Genomic DNA, 23,549 nt, shown 5'->3' on the forward strand with positions numbered 1-23,549 from the left:
CGGGGCGGCGGACAGATCCCGCCGTAGCCTCAGACGTCCTGGAGCCTGTCTTAGCCGGGGGCCAGGCAGGGAAGATGGGCCTCCACGGCAGGAGGCCCAAAGGATGGCATCAGGGGCGCCATACCTTCACATTATTAAAGCCCTGCTCGCGCAGATACAGCGCCTGCAGGCGGCTCATTACGCCGCGCTCACACCACAGCAGATAATTTTTGCTCTGATCGAGGTCGCCGAATTGGGTGCTCAGCTTGTAGAACGGCAGCGAAACTACCTCAACCCCTTCCAGGGTCAGCGGTTTATCATCCTGCTCATCGATAGCGCGGATATCCAGCACGGCGTCGTTCGGGCCGAAGCTGGAGACAGTTTCCACCTCAACCACCTCTTGCTGCGCCTGCTCGGCGATATCGCGGATATCCATATTGGTGGCCGCTTCCACAACCTTATCGAGAATTGCGAAATCGAACTTCGCCTCTTCGGCCTCAATTTTCGCTTTCACCGCCTTCACCGTCGGGCTTTTCGAAATCACGCCGCAATATTCCGGCATGGTGCGAGCGAAGTCCTCAGTGCCGATCTGACGCGCCAGATTAATGATGTGTTCTTTATCGTGGGCAATTAACGGACGCAACACCAAGGTATCGGAGACATTGTCGATCAACCGCAGATTGGTCAGGGTCTGGCTGGAAACCTGCCCCAGCGCTTCACCGGTTACCAGCGCCTGCACGCCATAGCGTTCGGCGATTTTTGACGCAGCGCGAATCATCATGCGCTTCAGCACCACCCCCATCTGGCCATCATCCACTTTTTCAAGGATTTCACCCACCACCGGCTCGAAGTTGATGGCGACGAAACGCACCCGGTGCGAGCTGCCAAAGCGGTTCCACAGATAATGCGCCACCTGGCGCACGCCGATTTCATGGGCGGCACCGCCAAGATTAAAGAAGCAGTAGTGCACGCGACAGCCGCGACGGATCAGCATATAGCTGGATACGCCAGAATCAAAGCCGCCGGAAATCAGCGACATCACATCTTCCTGAGTGCCAATAGGGAAACCGCCTATCCCTTCGGAACGGCCCGTGACCAACAGCAGCCTGTCGTCTTCAATTTCCAGATTAACCGTCACATCCGGGTTGGTCAGCTTTACTCGCGCGCTTTCGATGTTCTGGTTCAGACCGCCGCCCACATAGCGTTCCACCTCAATGGAGGTAAACTCGTGCTTACCGCGACGCTTCACGCGCACGCAGAAGGTCTTCCCCTCCAGCTCACAGCGATAATGATCCAGCGCACGCTCGAAAATGTCGTGCATCGAGGTAAAGGGAGACTCTTCAACCTCAAGAATATGGTGAATGCCGGGAATCCGGGTCAGCGCATCACGAATGGCGGGACGCTGGCTCTCATCCTTTGCGCGTACAATGATGTGATCCCAGTGTCTGACCACCGCCAGGCTCTCATCATAGTGTTTTAGGACGTTACGAATGTTACCGGCCAGCATCTTGATAAAGCGCAAACGTACCGATTGGCTTTTAATGGTGATTTCCGGAAACAATTTAATGATAAACTTCATGGCGACAAAGGTTAGTTGGTCAGCTCCGCCTGAGTGATGCCGCGAGCTGAGAGAAAATCAGTACCGCAGGCGACCAGGGGCCCCTGCGACCAGGACGCGCAAGTATACCACCAGGATAGTGAAACTGCTCGCTAACCCGCGTACACAAAATCATTCAGGCTGCATCAGGGCAACAACTGAACGAAGCCCCGGGAGCATAGCGAAATCTGCCGGTGCAGATTTGAACCCTGCCGGCAACGGCCTTAAAGGAGTCAAGCCAGGGGATGGGCCGAATATTGCAGTTAACGAAAGAGGCAGCCTGAAAGATGAAGTGTGTATGACTTATTTGATTCTCCGCAGGCCTCCGTTACCATAACGGATTCGCGAAAATAACTAAACAGGGCCAGACGCACCATGCCTAAAAAGAAACCTGAAACCGCCAGCTTTGAAACCGCGCTGGCGGAGCTGGAGCAGATCGTGACTCGTCTGGAGAGCGGCGACCTGCCGCTGGAAGAGGCGCTGAACGAATTTGAGCGCGGCGTACAGATGGCACGCCTGGGCCAGAGCAAACTACAGCAGGCCGAACAGCGGGTGCAAATCTTACTTAGCGAAAGCGAAGAGGCGCCGCTCGATCCCTTCACCCCGGATGCCGAGTAATGGATTTCTCTCAACAGATTCAGGCCCGCGTAGAGCAGGCTAATCAGGCGCTGCTGCGCTTTTTAACGCCGCTGCCCTTTCAGAACACTCCTCTGGTAGATGCCATGCGCTATGGCACACTGTTGGGGGGCAAACGGCTGCGCCCGTTCCTGGTCTATGCCACCGGCGAGATGTTTAACGTCAGCCAACAGACCCTGGATGCCCCGGCGGCGGCCATTGAGTGTATTCACGCCTATTCGCTGATTCATGACGACCTGCCGGCGATGGATGACGACGATCTGCGCCGCGGCCAGCCCACCTGCCATATAAAATTCGGCGAGGCGGGCGCGATTCTGGCCGGAGACGCACTGCAAACGCTGGCGTTTTCTATACTGAGTGATGCGCCGATGACAGGCGTTGGCCCCGCCCAGCGCATCGCGATGGTGTCAGAACTGGCCCAGGCCAGCGGTGCTGCAGGCATGTGCGCCGGTCAGTCGAAGGATCTGGAAGCCGAAGGCCACCAGGTAAGTCTGGCGACCCTTGAACAGATCCATGCGCTGAAGACCGGAGCCCTGATTCGCGCCGCGGTACGTCTTGGTGCGCTCTGCGCCGGCGAAGCGGGTCGTCAGGCGCTGTCGGCTCTCGATCGCTACAGCGCCGCTATTGGTCTCGCCTTCCAGGTACAGGATGATATCCTGGATATCATCGGCGACACCGCCACAATCGGTAAGCGCCAGGGGCGCGATCCGCAGCTCGGAAAGAGCACCTATCCCGCCCTGCTCGGGCTGGAACAGGCCCAGGCCAAGGCCCGGGATCTCTGCGATCGGGCGCTGGACGCGCTGGCGGAACTGAAAGCCGCGTCGCTGGACACCTCTGCGCTGGAAGCGCTGGCGTGCTATATCATTCAGCGCGATAAATAACCGACATCATGATGAGTCCCAGATGAGTTTTGATACAGCCAAATACCCGACACTGGCGCTGGTGGAATCCCCCCTGGAGTTGCGCCTGCTGCCGAAAGAGAGCCTGCCGCAACTGTGCGACGAACTGCGTCGCTACCTGCTTGACAGCGTAAGTCGTTCCAGTGGGCACTTCGCCTCCGGGCTTGGCACGATTGAACTGACCGTCGCCCTGCATTACGTCTATAACACGCCGTTTGATCGACTGATCTGGGACGTGGGTCACCAGGCCTATCCGCACAAGATTCTGACCGGGCGTCGGGACAGAATTGGTACTATCCGTCAGAAAGACGGGTTGCACCCCTTCCCGTGGCGCGGAGAAAGCGAATATGACGTGCTGAGCGTGGGCCACTCTTCCACCTCTATCAGCGCAGGTATCGGCGTAGCGGTAGCGGCAGCGAAAGAAGATAAAAATCGCCGCACGGTCTGCGTGATCGGCGACGGCGCCATTACCGCCGGTATGGCCTTTGAAGCCATGAACCATGCAGGGGATATTCGTCCCGATATGCTGGTGGTACTGAACGATAACGAAATGTCGATTTCGGAAAACGTTGGCGCGCTGAATAACCATCTGGCGCAACTGCTTTCCGGCAAGCTGTACTCTTCGCTGCGTGAAAGCGGCAAGCGAGTTTTCTCCGGGGTTCCGCCTCTTAAAGAGCTGCTCAAGCGCACCGAGGAGCATCTTAAAGGCATGGTGGTGCCGGGTACGCTGTTTGAAGAGCTGGGCTTTAACTATATCGGCCCGGTGGACGGCCACGACGTGTCAGGACTGGTCACCACGCTGAAGAATATGCGTGACCTTAAGGGGCCGCAGTTCCTGCATATCATGACCAAAAAGGGCCGCGGCTACGAGCCGGCAGAAAAAGATCCTATCGCCTGGCATGCGGTACCGAAGTTCGATCCAAGCAGCGGGAAATTGCCCAAATCGGGCGGCGGGCTGCCGGGCTATTCCCAGATTTTCGGCGACTGGCTGTGTGAAACCGCTGCGGGAGACGAAAAGCTAATGGCGATAACTCCGGCGATGCGCGAAGGTTCGGGCATGGTGGAATTTTCCCGTCGTTTCCCGGATCAGTATTTTGACGTTGCCATTGCGGAACAGCACGCGGTAACTTTCGCCGCCGGGCTGGCTATCGGCGGCTACAAACCCGTGGTGGCTATCTACTCCACCTTTCTGCAACGCGCCTACGATCAGCTGATCCACGATGTGGCAATTCAGCAGTTGCCGGTACTGTTCGCCATCGACCGTGCCGGTATTGTCGGCGCCGACGGTCAGACGCACCAGGGCGCCTTCGACCTTAGCTTCCTGCGCTGTATTCCCGGCATGGTGATTATGACGCCCAGCGACGAGAACGAATGCCGTCTGATGCTGCATACTGGCTATCACTACAGCGACGGGCCCAGCGCGGTGCGCTACCCGCGCGGCAGCGTGCGCGGCGTGGAGCGGACGCCGATGGTTCCACTACCCATCGGTAAAGGTGTCGTGAAGCGCGAAGGGGAAAAACTGGCGATCCTGAACTTCGGCACCCTGCTGCCGGAAGCGGAAAAGGTAGCGGAAAGCCTGAATGCTACGCTTGTGGATATGCGCTTTGTGAAGCCGCTGGACGAAGCGCTGATTCTTGATATGGCGCAACGCCATGAAGCGCTTATTACCGTGGAAGAAAACGCCATTATGGGCGGCGCCGGCAGCGGCGTAAATGAGACGCTGATGGCCCACCATAAAGCGACTCCGGTTCTGAATCTGGGCCTGCCTGATCATTTTATTCCCCAGGGCACCCAGGACGAGGCCCGAGCCGATATCGGGCTAAATGCCGAAGGTATGGAAACGCGCATCCGCGACTGGCTGGCCGTTTAACCCCCCTCCTTTTCTCCCGCTGCTATCCTTAATTCACCAGAGATAACAGCGGGAGCACAGCATGCACTACCAGACCCTGGGAACCACCGATCTTAAGATATCCTCACTCTGCCTGGGTTGTATGACCTTTGGCGAGCCCAGTCGCGGCAACCATCCCTGGACGCTGCCGGAAGAGAGTAGCCGGCCGCTGATTAAGCAGGCTCTGGAAAAAGGCATCAACTTTTTCGATACCGCCAACAGCTATTCCGACGGCAGCAGCGAAGAGATTGTCGGCCGGGCGCTGCGGGATTTTGCCAGACGTGACGACGTAGTGGTCGCCACCAAGGTCTATTTTCCGGTTAGCGATCAGGGCGCCGGACTCTCCCGGGCCCAGATCCGTCGCGCTATCGACGATAGCCTGCGGCGACTGGGCATGGACTATGTCGATCTGTACCAGATACATCGCTGGGATCCCTTTACCCCGCTGGAAGAGACGCTGGAAGCGCTGGACGAAGTAGTGAAGGCGGGCAAGGCGCGCTATATCGGCGCTTCATCGATGTATGCCTGGCAATTCGCCAAAGCGCTCTATACGCAGCAGTATCGGGGATGGGCCCGTTTTGTCACCATGCAGAATCAGTACAACCTGATTCAGCGCGAAGAAGAGCGGGAAATGCTGCCGCTGTGCGCGGCGGAAAAAGTGGCGGTCATCCCCTGGAGCCCGCTGGCTCGCGGCCGCCTGGCGCGCCCCTGGGGGGAAACCACCGCCCGCCAGGCCTCTGACGAATATGGGAAAACGCTCTATACCGACAGCGAAGAGAACGATGAACAGGTAGCCAGACGCCTGGCCCGTATCGCCCAGGATAAAAACGCCAGTCTGGCGCAGGTGGCGCTGGCCTGGCTGATGAGCAAACCGGGTATCGCTGCCCCGATCATCGGCGCCTCGCGCCCCGATCAACTGGACGAGCTGGTGAAATCAGTGGAGGTAAAACTGACGGAAGAAGAGATTGCCGAACTGGAGATGCTCTACCAACCGCATCACGTGGTGGGATTTAAATAGCAGAAGGCGCCCCTGACTGAAGTCAGGGGCGCCGACAAATTACAGCAGTGGCCAGTAATAACCTGCAAACCAGAGGATCGCTGCGGCGATCACTCCGGCCACGATATCATCCACCATAATCCCCATTCCGCCGTGCACATTGCGATCAAACCAGCGGATCGGCCAGGGTTTCCACATATCCAGAATCCGGAACAGCACAAAACCCGCGGCTATCCAGCGCCAGTCAGCGACAGGGATCGCCATCAGGGTAATCCACATTCCAATAAACTCATCCCAGACGATGCTGCCGTGATCGTGAACTCCCATATCCCGGGCGGTTCGGTGGCACAGCCAGACACCGATACAGATGCCTGACAGCAGCAGCAGCGCATAAAGATCCGTCGGCAGCCGGTGAAACAGCCACCAGAAGGGAATCGCAGCCAGCGAGCCCATGGTGCCCGGCACCACCGGGCTCAGCCCGCTGCCAAATCCCGTTGCCAGCAGGTGACAGGGATTACGTAAATTCAGACGGCGCTTCGCGGCCGCATTACTCTCTCGCAAAGTGGTCATAGCCCTTCCATTCCAGCGTAACGACCCGTCCTTCCCGGGTAAGACGCAGTCCATCCGCTGCGGCAGTCATCTGTCCGATACAGCTCCAGGGGGCGCCGGTCTGGCCTAAAGCCACTTCCAGCGCGCCGCGGTTGCGCTCCGGCGCGGTAAAGCACAGTTCATAATCTTCACCGCCGGAAAGCGCCCAGCGCAGCACCTGATCCGGCGTTGCGCTCTGTTGCAGTTCACGTGATAGCGGCAGTTTTTCCAGCTCCAGACGAGCGCCGCAGTCGCTCGCTTTAAGGATATGCCCCAAATCGGCAATCAGACCATCAGAGATGTCTATCGCGCTGGAAGCCAGGTCTCGTAGCGCCTTGCCCTGCAAAATACGGGGCGTCGGCCGCAGATGGCGCTGTACCAGATAGCGGGCATCCTGCGGATTCTCCGCTGATAACTCACCCTGCAAAATCGCCAGACCGGCAGCGCTATCCCCCAGGGTTCCGGTCACATAAATCCAGTCGCCCGCCTGCGCGCCGCTGCGTTTCAGCGCACGCCCGGCAGGCACATAGCCGTGAATGCCCAGGGTCATAGAAAGCGGGCCACGGGTGGTATCGCCGCCAATCAACTGCATATCATAGTAGTTAAGCTGTTCGAACAGGCTATCGCTGAAGGCCTGTAGCCACGCCTCATCCACCGACGGTAGCGTCAGCGCCAGAGTCAGCCAGGCAGGATCGGCCCCCATCGCGGCCAGGTCACTAAGATTTACCGCCAGCGCCTTACAGGCCAGATCGGCAGGATCAATATCCGCCAGAAAATGCGTGCCGCCCACCAGGGTATCGGTACTGATAGCCAGCCACTGTTTTTCCGGCACCGCCAGCAGTGCGCAGTCGTCGCCAATGCCGGTTTCCACATCGCGTCGCAGCGTGCGGGCGCGATCAAAATAACGGGCAATCAGAGAAAATTCGCCGCTTGCCATAGGGAATGCCTCAACTCAGGGGATAAAGAACAAAGGCTGGCACTGCCAGCCTTTCAGGCTACTTCTTACGGGGACGAATATGGGGAGCGGCTTTATCCAGCACGCCATTGACGAATTTGTGGCTATCTTCAGCGCCGAAGGTTTTCGCCAGTTCAATCGCTTCGTTGATCGCCACTTTGTACGGCACATCGTCACGTTTGGACAGCTCATACAGCGCAAGGCGCAGTACCGCCTTTTCCACCTGCCCCAGCTCATCGAGCTGGCGGGAAAGATAAGGCGCCATCAGATTATCGAGATACGCGCTGTTGGTCGCCACCCCGCTGAGCAGTTCACGGAAGTACGTTACGTCAACGTCCTTGACGTCCTGTTCCGCCAGGAACTGGTATTCAACATCGGCGATGTCGTTCTGGGATAACTGCCAGGAGTACAGCGCCTGGACGGCACACTCACGGGCACGACGACGAGCAGCAGGTTTCACGGAATTCCCCTTACTAAAATCAAGCCTTAATGGCTTTTAACACATTAATCATTTCCAGCGCGGTCAGCGCCGCTTCGGCGCCTTTATTACCGGCTTTGGTTCCAGCACGCTCAATGGCCTGCTCGATGCTTTCGGTAGTGAGTACGCCAAAGGCGACCGGGATTTCACACTCCTGCGCCACGTGAGCCAGGCCGTTGCTGGCGCCCCCGGCGACGTACTCGAAGTGAGCGGTACCGCCGCGAATAACCGTACCCAACGCGATAACCGCATCGTATTTACCGGTTTTAGCAAGCGCACCCGCCGTCAGCGGCAGTTCGTACGCGCCCGGAACCCACACCACGGTAATATTTTCATCTTTTACCTGACCGATGCGCTTCAAAGCATCGATCGCGCCTTCCAGCAGGTTGTCGTTGATGAAGTTGTTAAAACGCGCGATGGTGATGGCAACGCGGGCATCCGGCGCTGCGACGTTAGCTTCAATAATGTTCATACTTGTCCTTTACGGGTTCAGTTATCCCCCGATACAGGGGGGCGGATTCTATCATAAAGTTCAACGCTCTGCTCAGGCTTTGTATACCCTAAATAATTCGAGCAGCGGGGCATCATAAACGTGCTTTAGCATGATCCCGCCGGACTCGTAACGCGGCAAGGAAGTGACAAACCAGTTTACCGGTTTGAACACCCCTTGCTTTGGCCCGCAGGCTCATAACCCCGAGAGCATAGCCGTACTATGTGGCCGGGGCGAACGAGTACCGCCAACGCCCCCACTGCCTGAATCATAACGGATATATTATGCGCCAGCAGGAGTCAGCGTCATGCGCAGATCGGGCCCTATCGCCCGTACTTCGCTGAACTCAAAGCCTGGCGCATCGGCCAGTCGATCAAGCCCAGGCAGGCGACACAGCCCCCGGGCGCCGTCACCCAGAAGCTTTGGCGCCAGATAGACGATCAGTTCGTCCACCAGCCCGGCCTGCAACAGCGCGCCAGCCAGGGTAGCGCCGGCTTCAACCCATACTGAGTTTATCTGACGTCGACCAAGCTGCATCATCAGCGCCACCAGATCGATATGCCCCTGACGCTCCGGCAACAGCAGTTGGTCAACCTCCCCGGGCCAGTCAGCGTCATCGCGCGCCAGACGCGCCAGCCAGGTTTCACCGGGCTGCTGTACCAGTCGATGCTGCGGCGTCACCCGGTTACGGCTGTCTACCACTACCCTGATGGGTTGACGTACGTTAGCCTTCGGGTAGCTCGCCCGGGTAGCTTCATCCAGCTCATTCCAGCGCACCGTCAGGGATGGGTCGTCCGCCAGCACCGTTGCGCTACTGGTCAGAATCGCCGCGCTCTGCGCTCTCAGACGTTGCACATCGCGTCGCGCCTGAGGGGACGTAATCCACTGACTTTCGCCGCTGGCCATGGCAGTACCGCCATCCAGAGAAGCGCCCATCTTAAGCTGTACCCAGGGAAAACCGGTGCGCATCCGCTTTAAAAAGCCGCGATTGAGCGCCTCGGCTTCATTCATCATCAGGCCGTGACTAACCTCGATACCGGCTTCACGCAGGCGATGCATACCGCGTCCGGCCACCTGGGGGTTGGGATCCTGCATCGCCACCACCACCCGGGCGACGCCTGCGGCGATCAGCGCTTCACAGCACGGCGGCGTGCGTCCGTGATGGCTGCAAGGCTCCAGGGTCACGTATGCGGTGGCACCACGCGCCTGCTCTCCTGCCATACGCAAGGCATGAACCTCAGCGTGTGGCTCACCGGCGCGGTAGTGAAAGCCTTCACCGACAACGGCGCCATCGCGGGCGATAACGCAACCAACCCGGGGATTAGGATGAGTGGTAAAGCGCCCACGGCGCGCAAGCTCCAGCGCACGCGCCATATAGATTTGGTCCTGCATGAGCATCAGTCCTGTAAACGGGCAATCTCTTCGCCAAATTCGCGAATATCTTCAAAGCTGCGATAAACAGAAGCAAAACGAATGTAGGCCACTTTATCCAGCTTTTTAAGCTGTTCCATGACCAGATTGCCGATCTCTTTACTGGGAATTTCGCGCTCACCGGTCGCGCGTAGCTGGGATTTAATATGATTTAACGCCATTTCGACGTCATCAGAACTGACCGGCCGCTTTTCCAGCGCTTTTTGCATGCCGCTGCGCAGTTTGTCTTCGTTAAAAGGCTCGCGGACATCGTTGCTTTTTATCACCCGTGGCATAACCAGCTCCGCCACTTCGAAAGTGGTAAAGCGCTCGTGGCACACCAGGCACTGACGGCGGCGACGTACCGACGATCCCTCGCCCACCAGGCGGGAATCGATCACTTTGGTGTCCACAGCGAAACAAAATGGGCAATGCATAGGGCTACCTGTATCCGGAAATGATGACTGTTTTACAGTTTACCCTGTAACGCCCGGGACAACAAAGAGGCCAGGGCTTTGAGACAAAGGATCTATGTTTTCCGTCACACAGCTTCTACTATTACAGTAACTCACTGAACACAAGGAACCTTTTTATGATGACAACACGTTGCCTGAAGCTGATTCTGGCAGGAAGTCTTTTCACGCTCACTGCCTGCGCCGCCCAAAAAGAGGTGCGCCAGGTCAGCAATGAGGTGCAGGCAATGAATCAGCAAATGAATAAGCTGAGCCAGCAGTCAGTGAAGCTAACCCAGCAGAACGCCCTGAACGCCAGTTCCACCAGCGGCGCTTACCTGTTGCCGGATTCGAAAGCCGCCGCCCAACTGGATAGCCAGATAGGCACCCTGACCATGACCCTAAGCAATGTAGTCGCGACCAATAATGGCACCCGCGCCACACTCACCATTCACGGTGGTAACAGCGCACCGCTGCCCGCCTTTAGCGGCAAGGTAGAATGGGGTCAGTTACAGGGCACCCTGGAAAACTACCAGGAAGTTAACGTGCAGACCCACCCAATTAATGTGCCGAAAAGCGTGCTGGTGCCAAGTGATGTCGATATCCCACTCGATTTGCCGGGTATCACGCCGGATCAACTGGGCTTTATCCGGGTACACGATATTGTTCCGTCGGATCCCAGCTATCAGCCGCCGGCCAAATCCCCTTTCGCCAGCTAAGCTTCCGCCCGTTCATCCGACGGATGGACGGGCGCCTTCCCCGCCATACAAAAATCCTTTATTGCTAATGTGCCCCCGGACTGGATAAATCTGACGGAATGCGTAGAATTCCGGCGTCTTTATCACTTATTTGTGAAGGCAATCGATTACCTAAATGATAATCGCGTGAAAAAAGACACATTTTTGTGAGAAAGGCTTATTTATAATAGCCAGCCTTGCTACGGCGCGCTGAGATGCGCCGGCTTCCCGGAAATGTTCCCGGACAACCGAAAACAGTGGCGAAATGATGAAAAAAATAATGTTAGCGGCAGGTGCCGCAGCAGCGCTTTCCTGCTCCTTTTCCGCAAGCGCTGCGGATGGTAATAGCGAATACATCTCGGACTGGTGGCATCAGAGCGTCAACGTGGTGGGTAGCTACCACACCCGCTTCGGGCCTCAACTGCGTAACGATACCTACCTGGAATACGAAGCCTTTGCGAAGAAGGACTGGTTTGATTTCTACGGCTATATCGACGCCCCGCGTTTCTTCGGCGGCGACGGCAATTCCACCGGTATCTGGAATCACGGATCTCCGCTGTTTATGGAGATCGAACCGCGTTTTTCCATCGACAAACTGACCGGTCTGGATCTGAGCGTCGGCCCGTTTAAAGAGTGGTACTTTGCCAACAACTATATCTACGATATGGGCCGTAACAGCGCTAACCGACAGAATACCTGGTATATGGGCCTGGGTACCGATATCGATACTGGCCTGCCGATGAGCCTGTCGCTTAACGTCTACGCCAAATATCAGTGGGAAAACTACGGCGCGGCTAACGAAGACAGCTGGGATGGCTACCGCTTCAAAATTAAATACTTTGTGCCTATCACCGATCTGTGGGGCGGCAAGCTGAGCTACATCGGCTTTACCAACTTCGACTGGGGTTCCGATCTGGGCGATGAACCGAATCGCACCAGTAATTCCATCGCCTCCAGCCACATTCTGGCGCTGAACTACGACCACTGGCACTACTCATTTGTCGCCCGTTACTTCCATAACGGCGGCCAGTGGCAGGATGGCCCGGAGATGAACTTCGGTAAGGGCGACTTCCGGGTTCGCTCTACCGGCTGGGGTTACTACCTGGTGGTGGGGTACAACTTCTAAGCGCCGGGCATTACCTGGCCAAAAAAAAACCGCGACGCCAGAAACGTCGCGGTTTTTTTTTGGGCTGATGCCGCTTATGGCAGAATCGACGGCTGATCCGCTCCCTCTTTTTCCACCTTCTGCTGCTGGATGTGCTCGCGCTTCATCCCCAGCTTCAGCGCCAGAGCCGACGCCACATAGATGGAAGAGACGGTTCCGATGGATACCCCGATCAGCATCGCCAGCGAAAAGCCTTCCAGCATCGCGCCGCCGAAGATATAGAGCATCAGAACCACCACCAGCGTGGTTCCGGAGGTCATCAGAGTACGGCTCAGGGTCTGGGTCAGCGACACGTTAAAGATTTCGTAAGAAGTACCGCGACGAATTCTGCGGAAGTTCTCACGAATACGGTCGGAAACCACGATACTGTCGTTCAGCGAGTAACCGATAACCGACATCAGCGAAGCAATGATGGTCAGGTCTATCTCGATATGAAACAGCGACAGAATCCCCAGAGTAATCACCACATCGTGCGCCAGCGCGATCACCGCCCCCAGCGCCAGACGCCACTCAAAGCGGAACCCCACATAGATAAGGATACTGATCAGCGCCACCAGCAGCGCCATGGCCCCGGCCTGGGCCAGATCGGCCCCTACGCTGGGCCCGACGAACTCGATACGCTTCACGGTTGCATGCTGGCTGGTCGCTTCGTTAATCACGCTAACGACTTTGTTACCCAGCGCCTGACCGCCAGCTTCGCCTTCCGCCGGCGGCATACGCACCATCACGTCACGGCTGCTGCCAAAATTCTGCAGCTGCGGTTCGGCAAAGCCCGCTTTTTCCAGCGCTTCACGCATCACATCCATCTGCGCCGGTTGTTCCAGGTTGATCTCAATGACCGTACCGCCTGTAAAGTCCAATCCCCAGTTGAAGCCTTTCACGCCGATAATAGCAATCGAGGCGATCAGCAACAGCCCGGAGATGGCAAAGGCGACATTGTCCCAGCGCATAAAGTCATAGACTTTACGGCCGTGGTTGAGTTGTTCAACGGTATATTCCTGTGCCACAACTCACTCCTCAGATAGACAGCTTGTTAATACGCTTGCCGCCGTACAACAGGTTGACGATGGCGCGCGTGCCGACAATAGCGGTGAACATCGAGGTCGCCACACCAATAGCGGTGGTAATGGCAAAGCCCTTGATGGAGCCGGTACCGACGGCGTAAAGAATGATGGCGGTAATCAGCGTGGTAATGTTGGCGTCGATAATGGAGCTAAACGCGCCCTTATAGCCTTCGTGAATCGCCTGCTGTACCGAACGCCCGTTCTTAAGCTCTTCCTTAATACGTTCATTAATCAGTACGTTGGCATCCACCGCCACCGCCAGCGTGAGAACGATACCGGCGATCCCCGGCATGGTTAACGTGGCTCCCGGTAGCAGCGACATTACCCCAACGATCAACACCAGGTTAGCGATAAGCGCAGAGGTGGCGATGATGCCGAACTTCTTATAGAAGAAGACCATAAAGATGATGGACGCCGCCAGCCCCCACAGACAGGCTTCCAGGCCCTGCTTGATGTTCTGCATCCCCAGGGTCGGCCCAATAGTGCGCTCTTCCACAATCTGAATCGGCGCAATCAACGCACCGGCGCGCAGCAGCAGGGAAAGCTGACGGGCTTCATTCGGGTTGCTGATACCGGTAATACGGAAGCTGTTGCCCAGACGCGACTGAATGTTCGCCACGTTGATCACTTCTTCCTGCTTCGCCAGGATGGCGCGCCCATTGGCATCTTTCTTACCGCTATCCTTGTACTCCACAAACAGGGTCGCCATCGGCTTACCGATGTTGTCCTTGGTGAAGTTAGACATGATGTTACCGCCAGCGCTGTCCAGCGAGATATTCACCTGCGGCTGGTTGTACTCATCCTGGCTGGAGGTGGAGTCGGTGATATGGTCGCCGGTCAGAATCACGCGCTTGTACAGCACAACCGGCTGCCCTTCGCGGGTTTTCTTCACTTCAGAATCGCCCGGTACGCGGCCGGAAGCGGCAGCGGACTGATCGACGCTGGTGTTCACCAGACGGAACTCCAGGGTCGCCGTGGCGCCAAGAATTTCTTTAGCACGTGCGGTGTCCTGGATACCCGGCAGTTCGACCACGATACGATCGGCGCCCTGTCGCTGTACCAGCGGTTCAGCAACACCCAACTGGTTTACACGATTACGCAGGATGTTAATGTTCTGCTGTACCGCATATTCACGCGCTTCGCGCAGCCTGTCGTCAGACATCACGGCGCGCAGGCCATTACTGCCCTGGCCGCTAATCACCAGGTCACGATGACGGCCCTGCAGGTAAGAAACCGCTTCATCACGCGCGGAGCCGCTGCGAAAAGAGATATCCACGCCATAGTTGCTGGCTTTACGTACGTTGCTCCAGGCAATGCCCTTGTCGCGCAAATCGCTGCGCAGGCTGTCGATATTCTGCTCCTGAAGTTTGCCCAGAGCGGTTTCCATATCCACTTCCATCAGGAAGTGAACGCCACCGCGCAAATCAAGCCCCAGTTTCATCGGCTCGGCAGCAATGGCCGACAGCCAGCGTGGGGTGGCGGGAGCAAGGTTGAGCGCCACAACGTACTGGTCGCCCAGTACTTCCATCAGGGATTCTCGGGCGCGCAGCTGTGTATCAGTGGAGTCAAAGCGGGCAAGGATTGAACCATCCTCCAGCGCTATCGACTTCGCGGAAATTTGTTCTTTTTTTAAGGTGTTCTGGACCTGGTTCAGCGTTTGCTCACTGGCGGCGACGCCGCGCGCGCCAGTGATCTGAACGGCCGGATCCTCACCATACAGGTTGGGGAGCGCATACAGCAGACCGACGACAAGAACGACGATCAGCATGATGTACTTCCACAAAGGATAACGGTTTAACACGGCAGTTCCCTTTGGGAAAACGGAAAATTACAGCGCCTTCATAGTGCCTTTCGGCAGGACAGCTGCGACGAAGTCACGTTTGATGACCACTTCGGTGGTGTCGTTCAGCGCCATAACGATGTAGCCATTTTCCGCCACTTTAGAAACGCGCCCAACCAGACCGCCGTTGGTCAGCACTTCATCACCCTTGGCGATGGAGTCCATCAGTTTTTTATGCTCTTTGGTACGCTTCTGCTGCGGACGCAGGATCATAAAGTAGAAAATCAGGCCGAAAACCACCAGCATCAGAATCAGCGACATTGGGCTACCCTGAGCCGGAGCGCCGGTAGCGGCAACAGCATCAGAAATGAAAAAACTCATTAATTTTCCCTCATTTTTAGATTAATCAACAGATAACGCTGGGACCGGTTTACCCTGACGTGTGTAAAAGTCCGCGACGAAGTGCTCTAATTTACCCTCTTCGATAGCCTGGCGTAAACCGGCCATCAAACGCTGGTAGTAACGCAGATTATGAATGGTATTGAGCCGCGCGCCCAGAATTTCATTACAGCGATCAAGATGATGCAGGTAAGCGCGCGAATAATGGCGACACGTGTAGCAATCACACTCCGGATCCAGCGGCGACGTATCGCTCTTATGCTTCGCATTGCGAATTTTCACCACGCCATCGGTCACAAACAGGTGGCCGTTGCGCGCATTACGGGTCGGCATCACGCAGTCGAACATATCGATACCGCGGCGCACCCCTTCCACCAGATCTTCCGGTTTCCCCACGCCCATAAGGTACCGCGGCTTGTCCGCCGGAATCTGCGGGCAGACATGCTCAAGAATGCGATGCATATCCGCTTTCGGTTCGCCGACAGCCAGGCCGCCGACAGCGTAGCCATCAAAACCTATCTCTACCAGCCCTTTAACCGAGATATCTCGTAAATCTTCGTAAACACTGCCCTGAATGATACCAAACAGCGCATTCGGGTTATTCAACTGGTCGAAGCGATCGCGGCTGCGTTTCGCCCAGCGCAGGGACATTTCCATCGAACGTTTAGCGTAATCCCAGTCCGCCGGGTACGGGGTGCATTCGTCGAAGATCATCACGATATCGGAGCCGAGATCGTACTGAATCTCCATCGACTTTTCCGGACTCAGGAAAATAGAATCGCCGTTGATTGGGTTACGGAAGTGCACGCCCTCTTCGGTGATCTTACGAATATCCCCCAGGCTGAAGACCTGAAAACCGCCGGAATCGGTCAGAATCGGCCCTTTCCACTGCATAAAGTCGTGCAGATCGCCATGCAGCTTCATAATCTCCTGGCCAGGACGCAGCCACAGGTGAAAAGTATTGCCCAGGATTATTTGCGCGCCGGTGGCTTCCACCTCTTCCGGCGTCATTCCTTTAACGGTGCCGTAGGTGCCTACTGGCATAAACGCGGGGGTTTCCACCGTACCGCGTTCAAACACCAGACGACCGCGACGTGCGCGACCATCGGTGGTCTGAAGTTCAAATTTCACTTATCCTCCAATCAGATACACAGTCTGACGGTTAAAACGCCCCTCACCCCGGCCCTCTCCCTGAGGGAGAGGGGGAAGGTCAAAACCAGGGGGGTTAATCCCTCGCTCTCCGGATGAGGGAGAAACCATGACTTTTAATCCCCTCCTCGGGATGAGAGAGAAACCATGGCTTTTAATCCCCTCTCCCTCGGAATGAGGGAGAAACCATGGCTTTTAATCCCCTTCGCTCTCCGGATGAGAAAGAAACCATGACTTTTAATCCCCTCTCCCTCCGGATGAGGGAGAAACCATGGCTTTTAATCCCCTCTCCCTCCGGATGAGGGAGAAACCATGGCTGTTAATCCCCTCTCCCCTCTGGGGAGAGGGTCAGGGTGAGGGGATCATTAATGGCCTGCGGATTGTACGTGATAAACATCGCATCGCCATAGCTGAAAAATCGGTATTCCGCTTTTACCGCCTCCTGATAGGCGTGCATGGTGTGCTGATATCCCGCAAAAGCGGAAACCAGCATAATCAGCGTGGACTCCGGCAGGTGGAAGTTGGTGATCAGCGCATCGATAATCCGGTACTGGTAGCCGGGATAAATAAAGATCTGCGTGTCGTCGAAAAACGGCGCGATGATATCCTGCTGCGCCGCCTGGGCCGCACTTTCCAGCGAACGTACTGAGGTGGTACCCACCGCGATAACCCGATTGCCGCGAGCCTTACAGGCCAGCACCGCATCTACAACATCCTGGGGCACTTCTGCATATTCAGAGTGCATCACATGATCTTCAATGCTTTCTACCCGTACCGGCTGAAAGGTGCCTGCCCCCACGTGCAGGGTCACAAAAACCATCTCCACGCCTTTACGACGCAGAGCCTCCAGCAGCGGCTCATCGAAGTGCAGGCCCGCCGTTGGCGCGGCCACGGCGCCGGGCTTCTCGCTATAGACCGTCTGATAGAGTTCACGGTCCGCTTCTTCATCCGGTCTGTCGATATAGGGCGGCAGCGGCATATGCCCAATCGCATTTAAAATTTCCAGTACCGGGCGCGGGTCGTTAAACTGAACTTCGAACAGCGCGTCGTGGCGCGCCAGCATAGTGGCCTGGATGCTTTCATCTTCGCCAAGCAGCAGTTCGGCACCCGGCTTCGGCGCTTTGGAGGCACGGATATGGGCCAGCACCCGATGCTCGTCCAGCACCCGCTCGACCAGCACCTCGATCCGCCCGCCGCTCGCCTTACGACCAAACAGGCGCGCCGGAATCACCCGGGTATTATTAAAGACCAGCAGATCTCCGGGGTTGAGCTTATCGAGCAGATCGGTGAAAGTGCCATGCGTAAGCTGCCCGGTCGGCCCATCGAGTGACAATAAGCGACAGGCGCTCCGATTAGGCTGCGGATAGTGGGCGATCAGGGATTCAGGAAGTTCGAAAGAGAAATCGGCAAGACGCATGACAGGAAACTCAGGCTTAAAAACAGGCGGCCTAGTCTAGTGCCGGGGCGCTTTCCCTGCAACTGCTAACCCACCCTACACCACGAAATAAGGATCTTATGAACTTTCTCGCCCACCTGCATCTCGCCACTCTGGCCCGCAGTTCCCTTGCGGGAAATCTGCTGGCCGATTTTGTACGCGGCAACCCGGATGAGCAGTGGTCGCCGGAAGTGGCTGCTGGCATCTGGATGCACCGCCGCGTCGACGCCATGACCGACGGCCTGCCAGAAGTGCGCATCGCCCGGGAATGGTTCCGCCCGCAAACCCGCCGGGTTTCCCCCATTACCCTGGATGTGGTCTGGGATCACTTCCTGTCGCGCCACTGGCCGCGTATCTGTCCCGACCAACCCTTAGCGCAGTTTGTCGCCCGCGCCGAAGCGGCTATCACTCCTATCCTGCCGCAGGCACCTGAACGATTCGTCAATCTGAACCGCTACCTGTGGCCCGAACGCTGGCTGGAACGCTACGCCGATATGGCATTTATCGCCCGGGTACTGAATGGCATGGCAAACCGCCGCCCGAAGCTGGCGGCGCTGCGCGATTCCTGGCAGGATCTCGACGACCACTACGAAGCGCTCGAACGGCTGTTCTGGCAGTTTTATCCGCGTATGATGGCGCTGGCCCGCGAACGCCGGTTATAGCCCTGACGACCTCGCCAGACGGTCACCGAACAGTTGGGCAGTTCCAGACTTTCGTCGTTAATCGCTCCTCCCCCCAACGCTCTGCGCCACTCGCAGTCCGCCAACAGCGGCGATGGCGCCAACGTAATCTTAGAAGCCGCGCCGCGATTAATGACCACCAGAACGCGTTCACGCTGCAAGACTCGCACAAAGGCCAGGATATCACCTTCGGCAAACACCACCTGACAGCCGCCGTGCCGTAGCGCCATGCTCTGATGGCGCAGCTTCGCCAGCCGCTGATAGAGCGCCAGCAGCTCGCCGTCCTGCTGCGCTTTATCCCACGGGAATGGCCGACGACACATCGGATCCATATCGCCCTCCACGCCGACTTCATCGCCGTAGTAGATACCGGGCACGCCCGGCCAGCAGAACATCCAGACCACGCCCAGCGGCAAACGCGCCCGAGCGTCGCCCAGTAGAGAGATAAAGCGCGGCGTATCATGGCTGTTCAGTTGGTTGAACATGCGAAGCTGCTGTTGATGCGACAGCCCGGCGCGGTACTGCTCCATCCAGGCCGCGCAGGTTTGGGCGTCGATCTGCTGCGGATCGTATGAGATATCGGTATTCGCCAGAAACGCCCACACAGGGAAGGTAAAACCGCGATAGTTCATCGAGGCATCTTCAGCATCGGCCTGAAGCCACTGGCGCGCGTCGCCAAAATGTTCGCCGAAGACGAAAGCGTCCGCCCGGGTCTCTTTCGCCGCCTGGCGTATGCCCGCCACGTGACGCAGATTATTGCCCGCCCCGCCGCCTTCGCCGAGCATATGAGCCACATCCAGCCGCCAGCCGTCCATATTCCACGGTTCACGCAGCCAGTGGCGTACGACGCTGTTCTCATCGCGATAAATCTCATCCGCTACGCCGCTGGCTCGGTAGTCAAGCTTTGGCAGACTGGGGTATCCCAGCCAGTCCAGCGCCTTGCCTTCTGAAGAAAAGCTGTACCAGTCGCGCCAGGGAGACGCGGGGTTATGGCAGGCGCCGCTCGCCGATTCGCTGTGACGATCGAACCAACGATGAGTGTCGCCGGTATGGTTGAACACGCCGTCGAGGATCAGACGCATTCCCTGCTCCCGGGTATTGTCGCGCAGGCGCAGCAGCGCCTCATCGCCGCCGAAAGCGGGATCGACGCGGCGATAATCTTCGGTATCGTATTTATGTACGCTGGGCGCCACAAACACCGGATTCAGGTACAGCGCCGTCACCCCCAGCGCTTTCAGCCAGGGCAGTTTTTCGCTGATTCCGTCCAGATCGCCGCCGTAAAAAGTGGATCCTCCCGCCTCTGCCGTTAATGGCTCATGCCATTCGCGGCGCACAATCTCGCCGTTTGCCGCATGATGCCAATATATCCGATCCTGTTCCGGTTTGCGTCGGGCGCTACGGGCGAAGCGATCCGGGAATATTTGATAGAAGATCTGATCGGCCACCCAGTCAGGGCCATGATTCGGCTCATCCACGGCAAACATTTCCAGGCGAGGCGGCGGAAAATCACTAAAGCCCAGCGGCGCAAACCACCGCTGGCGCTCGGCCCACAGCAGCTTAAAGCAGTAACGGCGACGCGGTTGTCCACGACTCAAATCGATCGTCGCACGCCACGCGGCAACGCCAGGACGAGGCTCCTGCGCCAGGCGGGTCATTTTCAACGGCGTCTCTTCGTTATCAATTTCGGTGCGCAGCATCACGCGCTGCGGCAGCGCATCTCCCGCCAGCCACAGCGTAATCGTCATTTTCTGCTCCCGGACGGCCACAAAGGGCGCGACCGGCAAATGCCAGGCCTGTAACATGATGAATTCCCCGTATCAGAAATTGGCCTCACCTTGCCATAAGGAAAACGGTGATAGCTCATCACTACAAAAAGATTCGGGGGAGGAGACAAGAGGAGGAGTCCGGCCGCCCGGTTTTGGCGGCCAGATCAGAGATTATTTACTGCGGCGTCCTTTAACCCACCAGCCAACCAGCAGCAGCAGAATCCAGGCGAAACCGACATACAGCGAGATGCGGGTTTCCGGATGATAGCCAATCAACGCAATGATAAAGGCCAGGAACACCAGACCCACCAGCGTGGTAGGGACTCCACCAGGCACTTTAAACTTCAAAGCCTTAACTTCGTCGGCGGGCAGTCGGCGGCGGAAGGCTATCTGCGACAGCAGAATCATAATCCACACCCAGACGGTCGCGAAGGTCGCCAGCGAAGCAATGACCAGGAACACGTTCTCCGGCATGATGTAGTTAAGGTACGCCGCCACCAGCAGCGCCACCGTCATCACCACCACCGTTACCCAGGGAATTCCGTTGCGCGAAGTTTTCGCGAATATCTTCGGCGCGCTGCCCTGCTCCGCCATACCGTGCAGCATACGGCCTACACCGAACACATCGCTGTTAATCGCCGACAGAGAGGCGGTCAGCACCACGAAGTTCAGGATACTGGCGGCAAAGGCGATACCCATATGCTGGAAGGTCAGGACAAAGGGGCTGCCGTTGGTGCCCACCTGGTTCCAGGGATAAATGGACATAATCACGAACAGCGTTCCGACATAGAACACCAGAATACGCATCGGCACAGAATTAATGGCCCGGGGAATCGACTTCGCCGGATCTTTCGCTTCGCCTGCGGTGATGCCGATAATCTCTATCCCGCCGTAAGCGAACATCACCATCTGCAGCGACATAACCATCCCCAGCCAGCCGTTGGCGAAGAAGCCGCCATTGGTCCACAGATTATGAATGCCGGTCGGCTGGCCGCTATTGCCAATCCCCCAGATGATGATGCCGAAACCGGCTACGATCATCACAATAATGGTGGCAACCTTGAAGAAAGAAAACCAGAACTCCAGCTCGCCGAACACCTTCACGCTCATCAGGTTAATGGCGCAAATCAGCAACACCACGCTCAATACCCAAATCCAGTGCGGCACCGTCGGGAACCAGACCCCCATATAGATACCAAATGCCGTTACGTCGGCAATCGCCACTATCAGGATCTCAAAGCAGTAGGTCCAGCCGGTGATATAACCGGCAAGCGGCCCCAGGTTCTCCTGGGCATAGCGGGAAAAGGAGCTGGCCGACGGGTTATGAACCGACATCTCACCCAATGCGCGCATGATGATATAAGCCACCACGCCGCCGATAATATAGGCCAGCAGTACGCTCGGCCCCGCCATTCGGATGGCATCGGCCGAACCATAGAACAATCCGGTGCCGATCGCCGACCCTAACGCCATAAAGCGTATATGCCGGGTACTCAGGCCACGTTTGAGCTTATTTTTTTCCATTGAACCAATCCACTAAAATAAAAAACCACGGGGCTAAGCCCGTGGTTAACAACAAACCTTTCTGGTTACTGCACAGCAGACGTCGTCGGGCGTCCTGCCACGCGATCCCAAATGGCACAAATAACCAGCACTGCCACTGTCGGCAGCAGCCACGCCAGTCCCTGACTGGCCAGCGGCAGGTGTGTCACCCACTCAGGCTGCCAGGCAAGCGTAGAGGCTTTTAGCCCATCCATAATTCCAAACACCAGGCTGACCAGCATAGCCGGCGCAATGACCCGGGTGGAGCTGTGCCACAGCGAGCGGGTGAAGCTCAGCACGACCAGAACGATACAGGGGGGGTAGATCAACGTCAACACAGGGATGGAGATCTGAATCAGATGGCTCAACCCAAGGTTAGAGATAACCATGGAGAACAGGCCAAGAATAAAGACCAGCGTGCGATACGAAAACGGCAGATACTGAGCGAAGAACTCAGCGCAGGCGCAGGTCAGACCAACCGCAGTGACCAGACAGGCCAGGAAAATCAGCACTGCCAGCAGGAAGCTGCCGAAACCGCCGAAGGTGTGCTGAACATAGGCATGCAGGATGGCGGCACCGTTAGCGGACTGGTCTACCAGCGCCATGCTGTCGGATCCCAGACGGAACAGGGCCAGGTAAAGCAGCGTCAGGCCAACACCGGCAATCAGCCCAGCCCAGATGGTGTAACGGGTCAGCAGTTTCGCTTCCGTTACGCCGCGGGAACGAGCCGCGTTCACGATAACGATACCAAACACCATGGCGCCCAGCGTATCCATTGTCAGATAGCCGTTCACAAAGCCGTTCGAGAACGGCGCATTCTGGTAAGCCTCGGTCGCGGTACTGATGCCGCCAGCCGGCCACACCACTGCCGCTATCGCCAGAACGATCAGCGCCAGAATCTTCAGCGGCGCCAGGAAATGGCCCACGGTATCCAGCAGCTTGCCCGGATAGAGCGACACGATGATCACCAGCGCAAAGTAGATCAGGCTGTAGATCAGAAGCGGCATGGCGCCATCACCAGTCAGCGGCGCGATGCCGACCTCAAAGGAGACGGTCGCGGTACGCGGCGTGGCGAACAGCGGCCCCACTGCCAGATAACAGACGGTGGCCAGCAGAACGCCGGCGCGACGGCCAATGGGGGAGCTAAGGCTATCCACCCCGCCACCGACCCGGGCCAGCGCCACAACGGTCATTACCGGCAGACCAACGGCGGTTATCAGAAAGCCAAAAGAGGCCCACCAGACGTGCTCGCCGGCCTGTAAGCCCACCATGGGCGGAAAGATGATGTTGCCCGCGCCAACGAACAGCGCAAAGGTCATAAAGCCCAGAGCGATGATGTCACGCGAAGTTAAACGATGGGTCATAAATTCGGGTTGCCTGTGGATGTGGTGTTGATTTCAGCAAATTTTTCCACCACGACCAGGTGGTGAAAAAGCGGTCTTATCAGAAAATGACAGTGAGAA

At 57.2% G+C, this 23,549-nt stretch carries 22 protein-coding genes; 7 read left to right on the plus strand and 15 right to left on the minus strand.

Annotated features, from left to right (window positions below):
- Window positions 1-109: 109 nt before the first annotated feature.
- A complete protein-coding gene (gene thiI / locus V3W49_RS11520; protein ID WP_500145591.1) occupies window positions 110-1,558 on the minus strand; it encodes a tRNA uracil 4-sulfurtransferase ThiI in 1,449 nt (482 codons plus the stop codon).
- A gap of 393 nt (window positions 1,559-1,951) precedes the next feature.
- Here thiI and xseB point away from each other — a divergent pair, with 393 nt between their 5' ends.
- From xseB to V3W49_RS11540, 4 genes are all read left to right on the plus strand, one after another.
- Window positions 1,952-2,194 carry an exodeoxyribonuclease VII small subunit gene (xseB, locus tag V3W49_RS11525; protein WP_500145593.1) on the plus strand — a complete coding sequence of 81 codons (243 nt, stop codon included), beginning with the start codon at window positions 1,952-1,954 and terminating at the stop codon, window positions 2,192-2,194.
- Window positions 2,194-3,093, plus strand: coding sequence for a (2E,6E)-farnesyl diphosphate synthase (gene ispA / locus V3W49_RS11530; protein WP_500145595.1), 900 nt, complete (start codon window positions 2,194-2,196; stop codon window positions 3,091-3,093). The genes xseB and ispA overlap by 1 nt, the downstream gene beginning before the upstream one ends.
- Window positions 3,094-3,115: 22 nt before the next feature.
- Window positions 3,116-4,981 carry a 1-deoxy-D-xylulose-5-phosphate synthase gene (gene dxs / locus V3W49_RS11535; RefSeq protein ID WP_500145597.1) on the plus strand — a complete coding sequence of 622 codons (1,866 nt, stop codon included), beginning with the start codon at window positions 3,116-3,118 and terminating at the stop codon, window positions 4,979-4,981.
- 61 nt (window positions 4,982-5,042) lie between these two features.
- Window positions 5,043-6,017, plus strand: coding sequence for an aldo/keto reductase (locus tag V3W49_RS11540; RefSeq protein WP_500145598.1), 975 nt, complete (start codon window positions 5,043-5,045; stop codon window positions 6,015-6,017).
- Between the two features lie 39 nt (window positions 6,018-6,056).
- On the opposite strand, the gene pgpA is transcribed toward V3W49_RS11540, so the two are convergent.
- The 6 genes from pgpA to nrdR form a co-directional block, all read right to left on the minus strand.
- Window positions 6,057-6,566 carry a phosphatidylglycerophosphatase A gene (pgpA, locus tag V3W49_RS11545; protein ID WP_500145600.1) on the minus strand — a complete coding sequence of 170 codons (510 nt, stop codon included), beginning with the start codon at window positions 6,564-6,566 and terminating at the stop codon, window positions 6,057-6,059.
- Window positions 6,544-7,521 carry a thiamine-phosphate kinase gene (thiL, locus tag V3W49_RS11550; RefSeq protein WP_500145602.1) on the minus strand — a complete coding sequence of 326 codons (978 nt, stop codon included), beginning with the start codon at window positions 7,519-7,521 and terminating at the stop codon, window positions 6,544-6,546. The genes pgpA and thiL overlap by 23 nt, the downstream gene beginning before the upstream one ends.
- Window positions 7,522-7,579: 58 nt before the next feature.
- Window positions 7,580-7,999 carry a transcription antitermination factor NusB gene (nusB, locus tag V3W49_RS11555; RefSeq protein ID WP_500145604.1) on the minus strand — a complete coding sequence of 140 codons (420 nt, stop codon included), beginning with the start codon at window positions 7,997-7,999 and terminating at the stop codon, window positions 7,580-7,582.
- A gap of 19 nt (window positions 8,000-8,018) precedes the next feature.
- The gene (ribH, locus tag V3W49_RS11560) at window positions 8,019-8,489 is read right to left on the minus strand and encodes a 6,7-dimethyl-8-ribityllumazine synthase (protein WP_500145605.1); all 471 of its coding nucleotides are present in this window, start codon (window positions 8,487-8,489) and stop codon (window positions 8,019-8,021) included.
- Between the two features lie 300 nt (window positions 8,490-8,789).
- Window positions 8,790-9,899 (minus strand): bifunctional diaminohydroxyphosphoribosylaminopyrimidine deaminase/5-amino-6-(5-phosphoribosylamino)uracil reductase RibD, encoded by a 1,110-nt coding sequence (gene ribD, locus V3W49_RS11565; protein ID WP_500145607.1) that lies wholly within the window; start codon window positions 9,897-9,899, stop codon window positions 8,790-8,792.
- Between the two features lie 5 nt (window positions 9,900-9,904).
- Complete coding sequence (gene nrdR, locus V3W49_RS11570) at window positions 9,905-10,354, minus strand: transcriptional regulator NrdR (protein ID WP_138095988.1); 450 nt, start codon at window positions 10,352-10,354, stop codon at window positions 9,905-9,907.
- A gap of 158 nt (window positions 10,355-10,512) precedes the next feature.
- On the opposite strand from nrdR, the gene V3W49_RS11575 reads away from it, so the two are divergent.
- Both V3W49_RS11575 and V3W49_RS11580 read left to right on the plus strand, forming a co-directional pair.
- On the plus strand, window positions 10,513-11,088 hold the full coding sequence (locus V3W49_RS11575) for a SadB/YajI family lipoprotein (RefSeq protein ID WP_500145678.1): 576 nt from the start codon (window positions 10,513-10,515) through the stop codon (window positions 11,086-11,088).
- Window positions 11,089-11,374: 286 nt separating this feature from the next.
- Entirely contained in the window at window positions 11,375-12,232 is an 858-nt protein-coding gene (locus tag V3W49_RS11580) for a nucleoside-specific channel-forming protein Tsx (RefSeq protein ID WP_500145679.1), read from the plus strand.
- Window positions 12,233-12,306: 74 nt separating this feature from the next.
- Here the strand turns inward: V3W49_RS11580 and secF are convergent, their stop codons facing one another.
- The 5 genes from secF to queA form a co-directional block, all read right to left on the minus strand.
- Window positions 12,307-13,278: a protein translocase subunit SecF gene (gene secF, locus V3W49_RS11585; RefSeq protein ID WP_500145608.1), complete on the minus strand. Its 972-nt coding sequence runs from the start codon at window positions 13,276-13,278 to the stop codon at window positions 12,307-12,309.
- 10 nt (window positions 13,279-13,288) lie between these two features.
- The gene (gene secD, locus V3W49_RS11590) at window positions 13,289-15,136 is read right to left on the minus strand and encodes a protein translocase subunit SecD (RefSeq protein ID WP_500145610.1); all 1,848 of its coding nucleotides are present in this window, start codon (window positions 15,134-15,136) and stop codon (window positions 13,289-13,291) included.
- A gap of 27 nt (window positions 15,137-15,163) precedes the next feature.
- Window positions 15,164-15,496, minus strand: a complete 333-nt coding sequence (gene yajC, locus V3W49_RS11595) for a preprotein translocase subunit YajC (RefSeq protein ID WP_138095984.1) — start codon at window positions 15,494-15,496, stop codon at window positions 15,164-15,166.
- Window positions 15,497-15,517: 21 nt separating this feature from the next.
- Window positions 15,518-16,645: a tRNA guanosine(34) transglycosylase Tgt gene (gene tgt, locus V3W49_RS11600; RefSeq protein WP_500145611.1), complete on the minus strand. Its 1,128-nt coding sequence runs from the start codon at window positions 16,643-16,645 to the stop codon at window positions 15,518-15,520.
- A gap of 337 nt (window positions 16,646-16,982) precedes the next feature.
- Window positions 16,983-18,080: a tRNA preQ1(34) S-adenosylmethionine ribosyltransferase-isomerase QueA gene (gene queA / locus V3W49_RS11605; protein WP_500145612.1), complete on the minus strand. Its 1,098-nt coding sequence runs from the start codon at window positions 18,078-18,080 to the stop codon at window positions 16,983-16,985.
- 98 nt (window positions 18,081-18,178) lie between these two features.
- Here queA and acpH point away from each other — a divergent pair, with 98 nt between their 5' ends.
- Window positions 18,179-18,760, plus strand: a complete 582-nt coding sequence (acpH, locus tag V3W49_RS11610; protein ID WP_500145614.1) for an ACP phosphodiesterase — start codon at window positions 18,179-18,181, stop codon at window positions 18,758-18,760.
- Here acpH and malZ read toward each other — a convergent pair.
- The 3 genes from malZ to brnQ form a co-directional block, all read right to left on the minus strand.
- Window positions 18,718-20,580, minus strand: a complete 1,863-nt coding sequence (gene malZ / locus V3W49_RS11615; protein WP_500145616.1) for a maltodextrin glucosidase — start codon at window positions 20,578-20,580, stop codon at window positions 18,718-18,720. The two genes, acpH and malZ, sit on opposite strands and share 43 nt — an antisense overlap.
- A 135-nt stretch (window positions 20,581-20,715) precedes the next feature.
- Window positions 20,716-22,068 (minus strand): proline-specific permease ProY, encoded by a 1,353-nt coding sequence (gene proY, locus V3W49_RS11620; RefSeq protein ID WP_500145617.1) that lies wholly within the window; start codon window positions 22,066-22,068, stop codon window positions 20,716-20,718.
- A gap of 65 nt (window positions 22,069-22,133) precedes the next feature.
- On the minus strand, window positions 22,134-23,450 hold the full coding sequence (gene brnQ / locus V3W49_RS11625; protein WP_500145618.1) for a branched-chain amino acid transporter carrier protein BrnQ: 1,317 nt from the start codon (window positions 23,448-23,450) through the stop codon (window positions 22,134-22,136).
- Window positions 23,451-23,549: the final 99 nt, after the last annotated feature.

It is taken from the genome of Rosenbergiella sp. YN46 (genome assembly GCF_036620675.1).
GTDB lineage: Bacteria > Pseudomonadota > Gammaproteobacteria > Enterobacterales > Enterobacteriaceae > Jejubacter.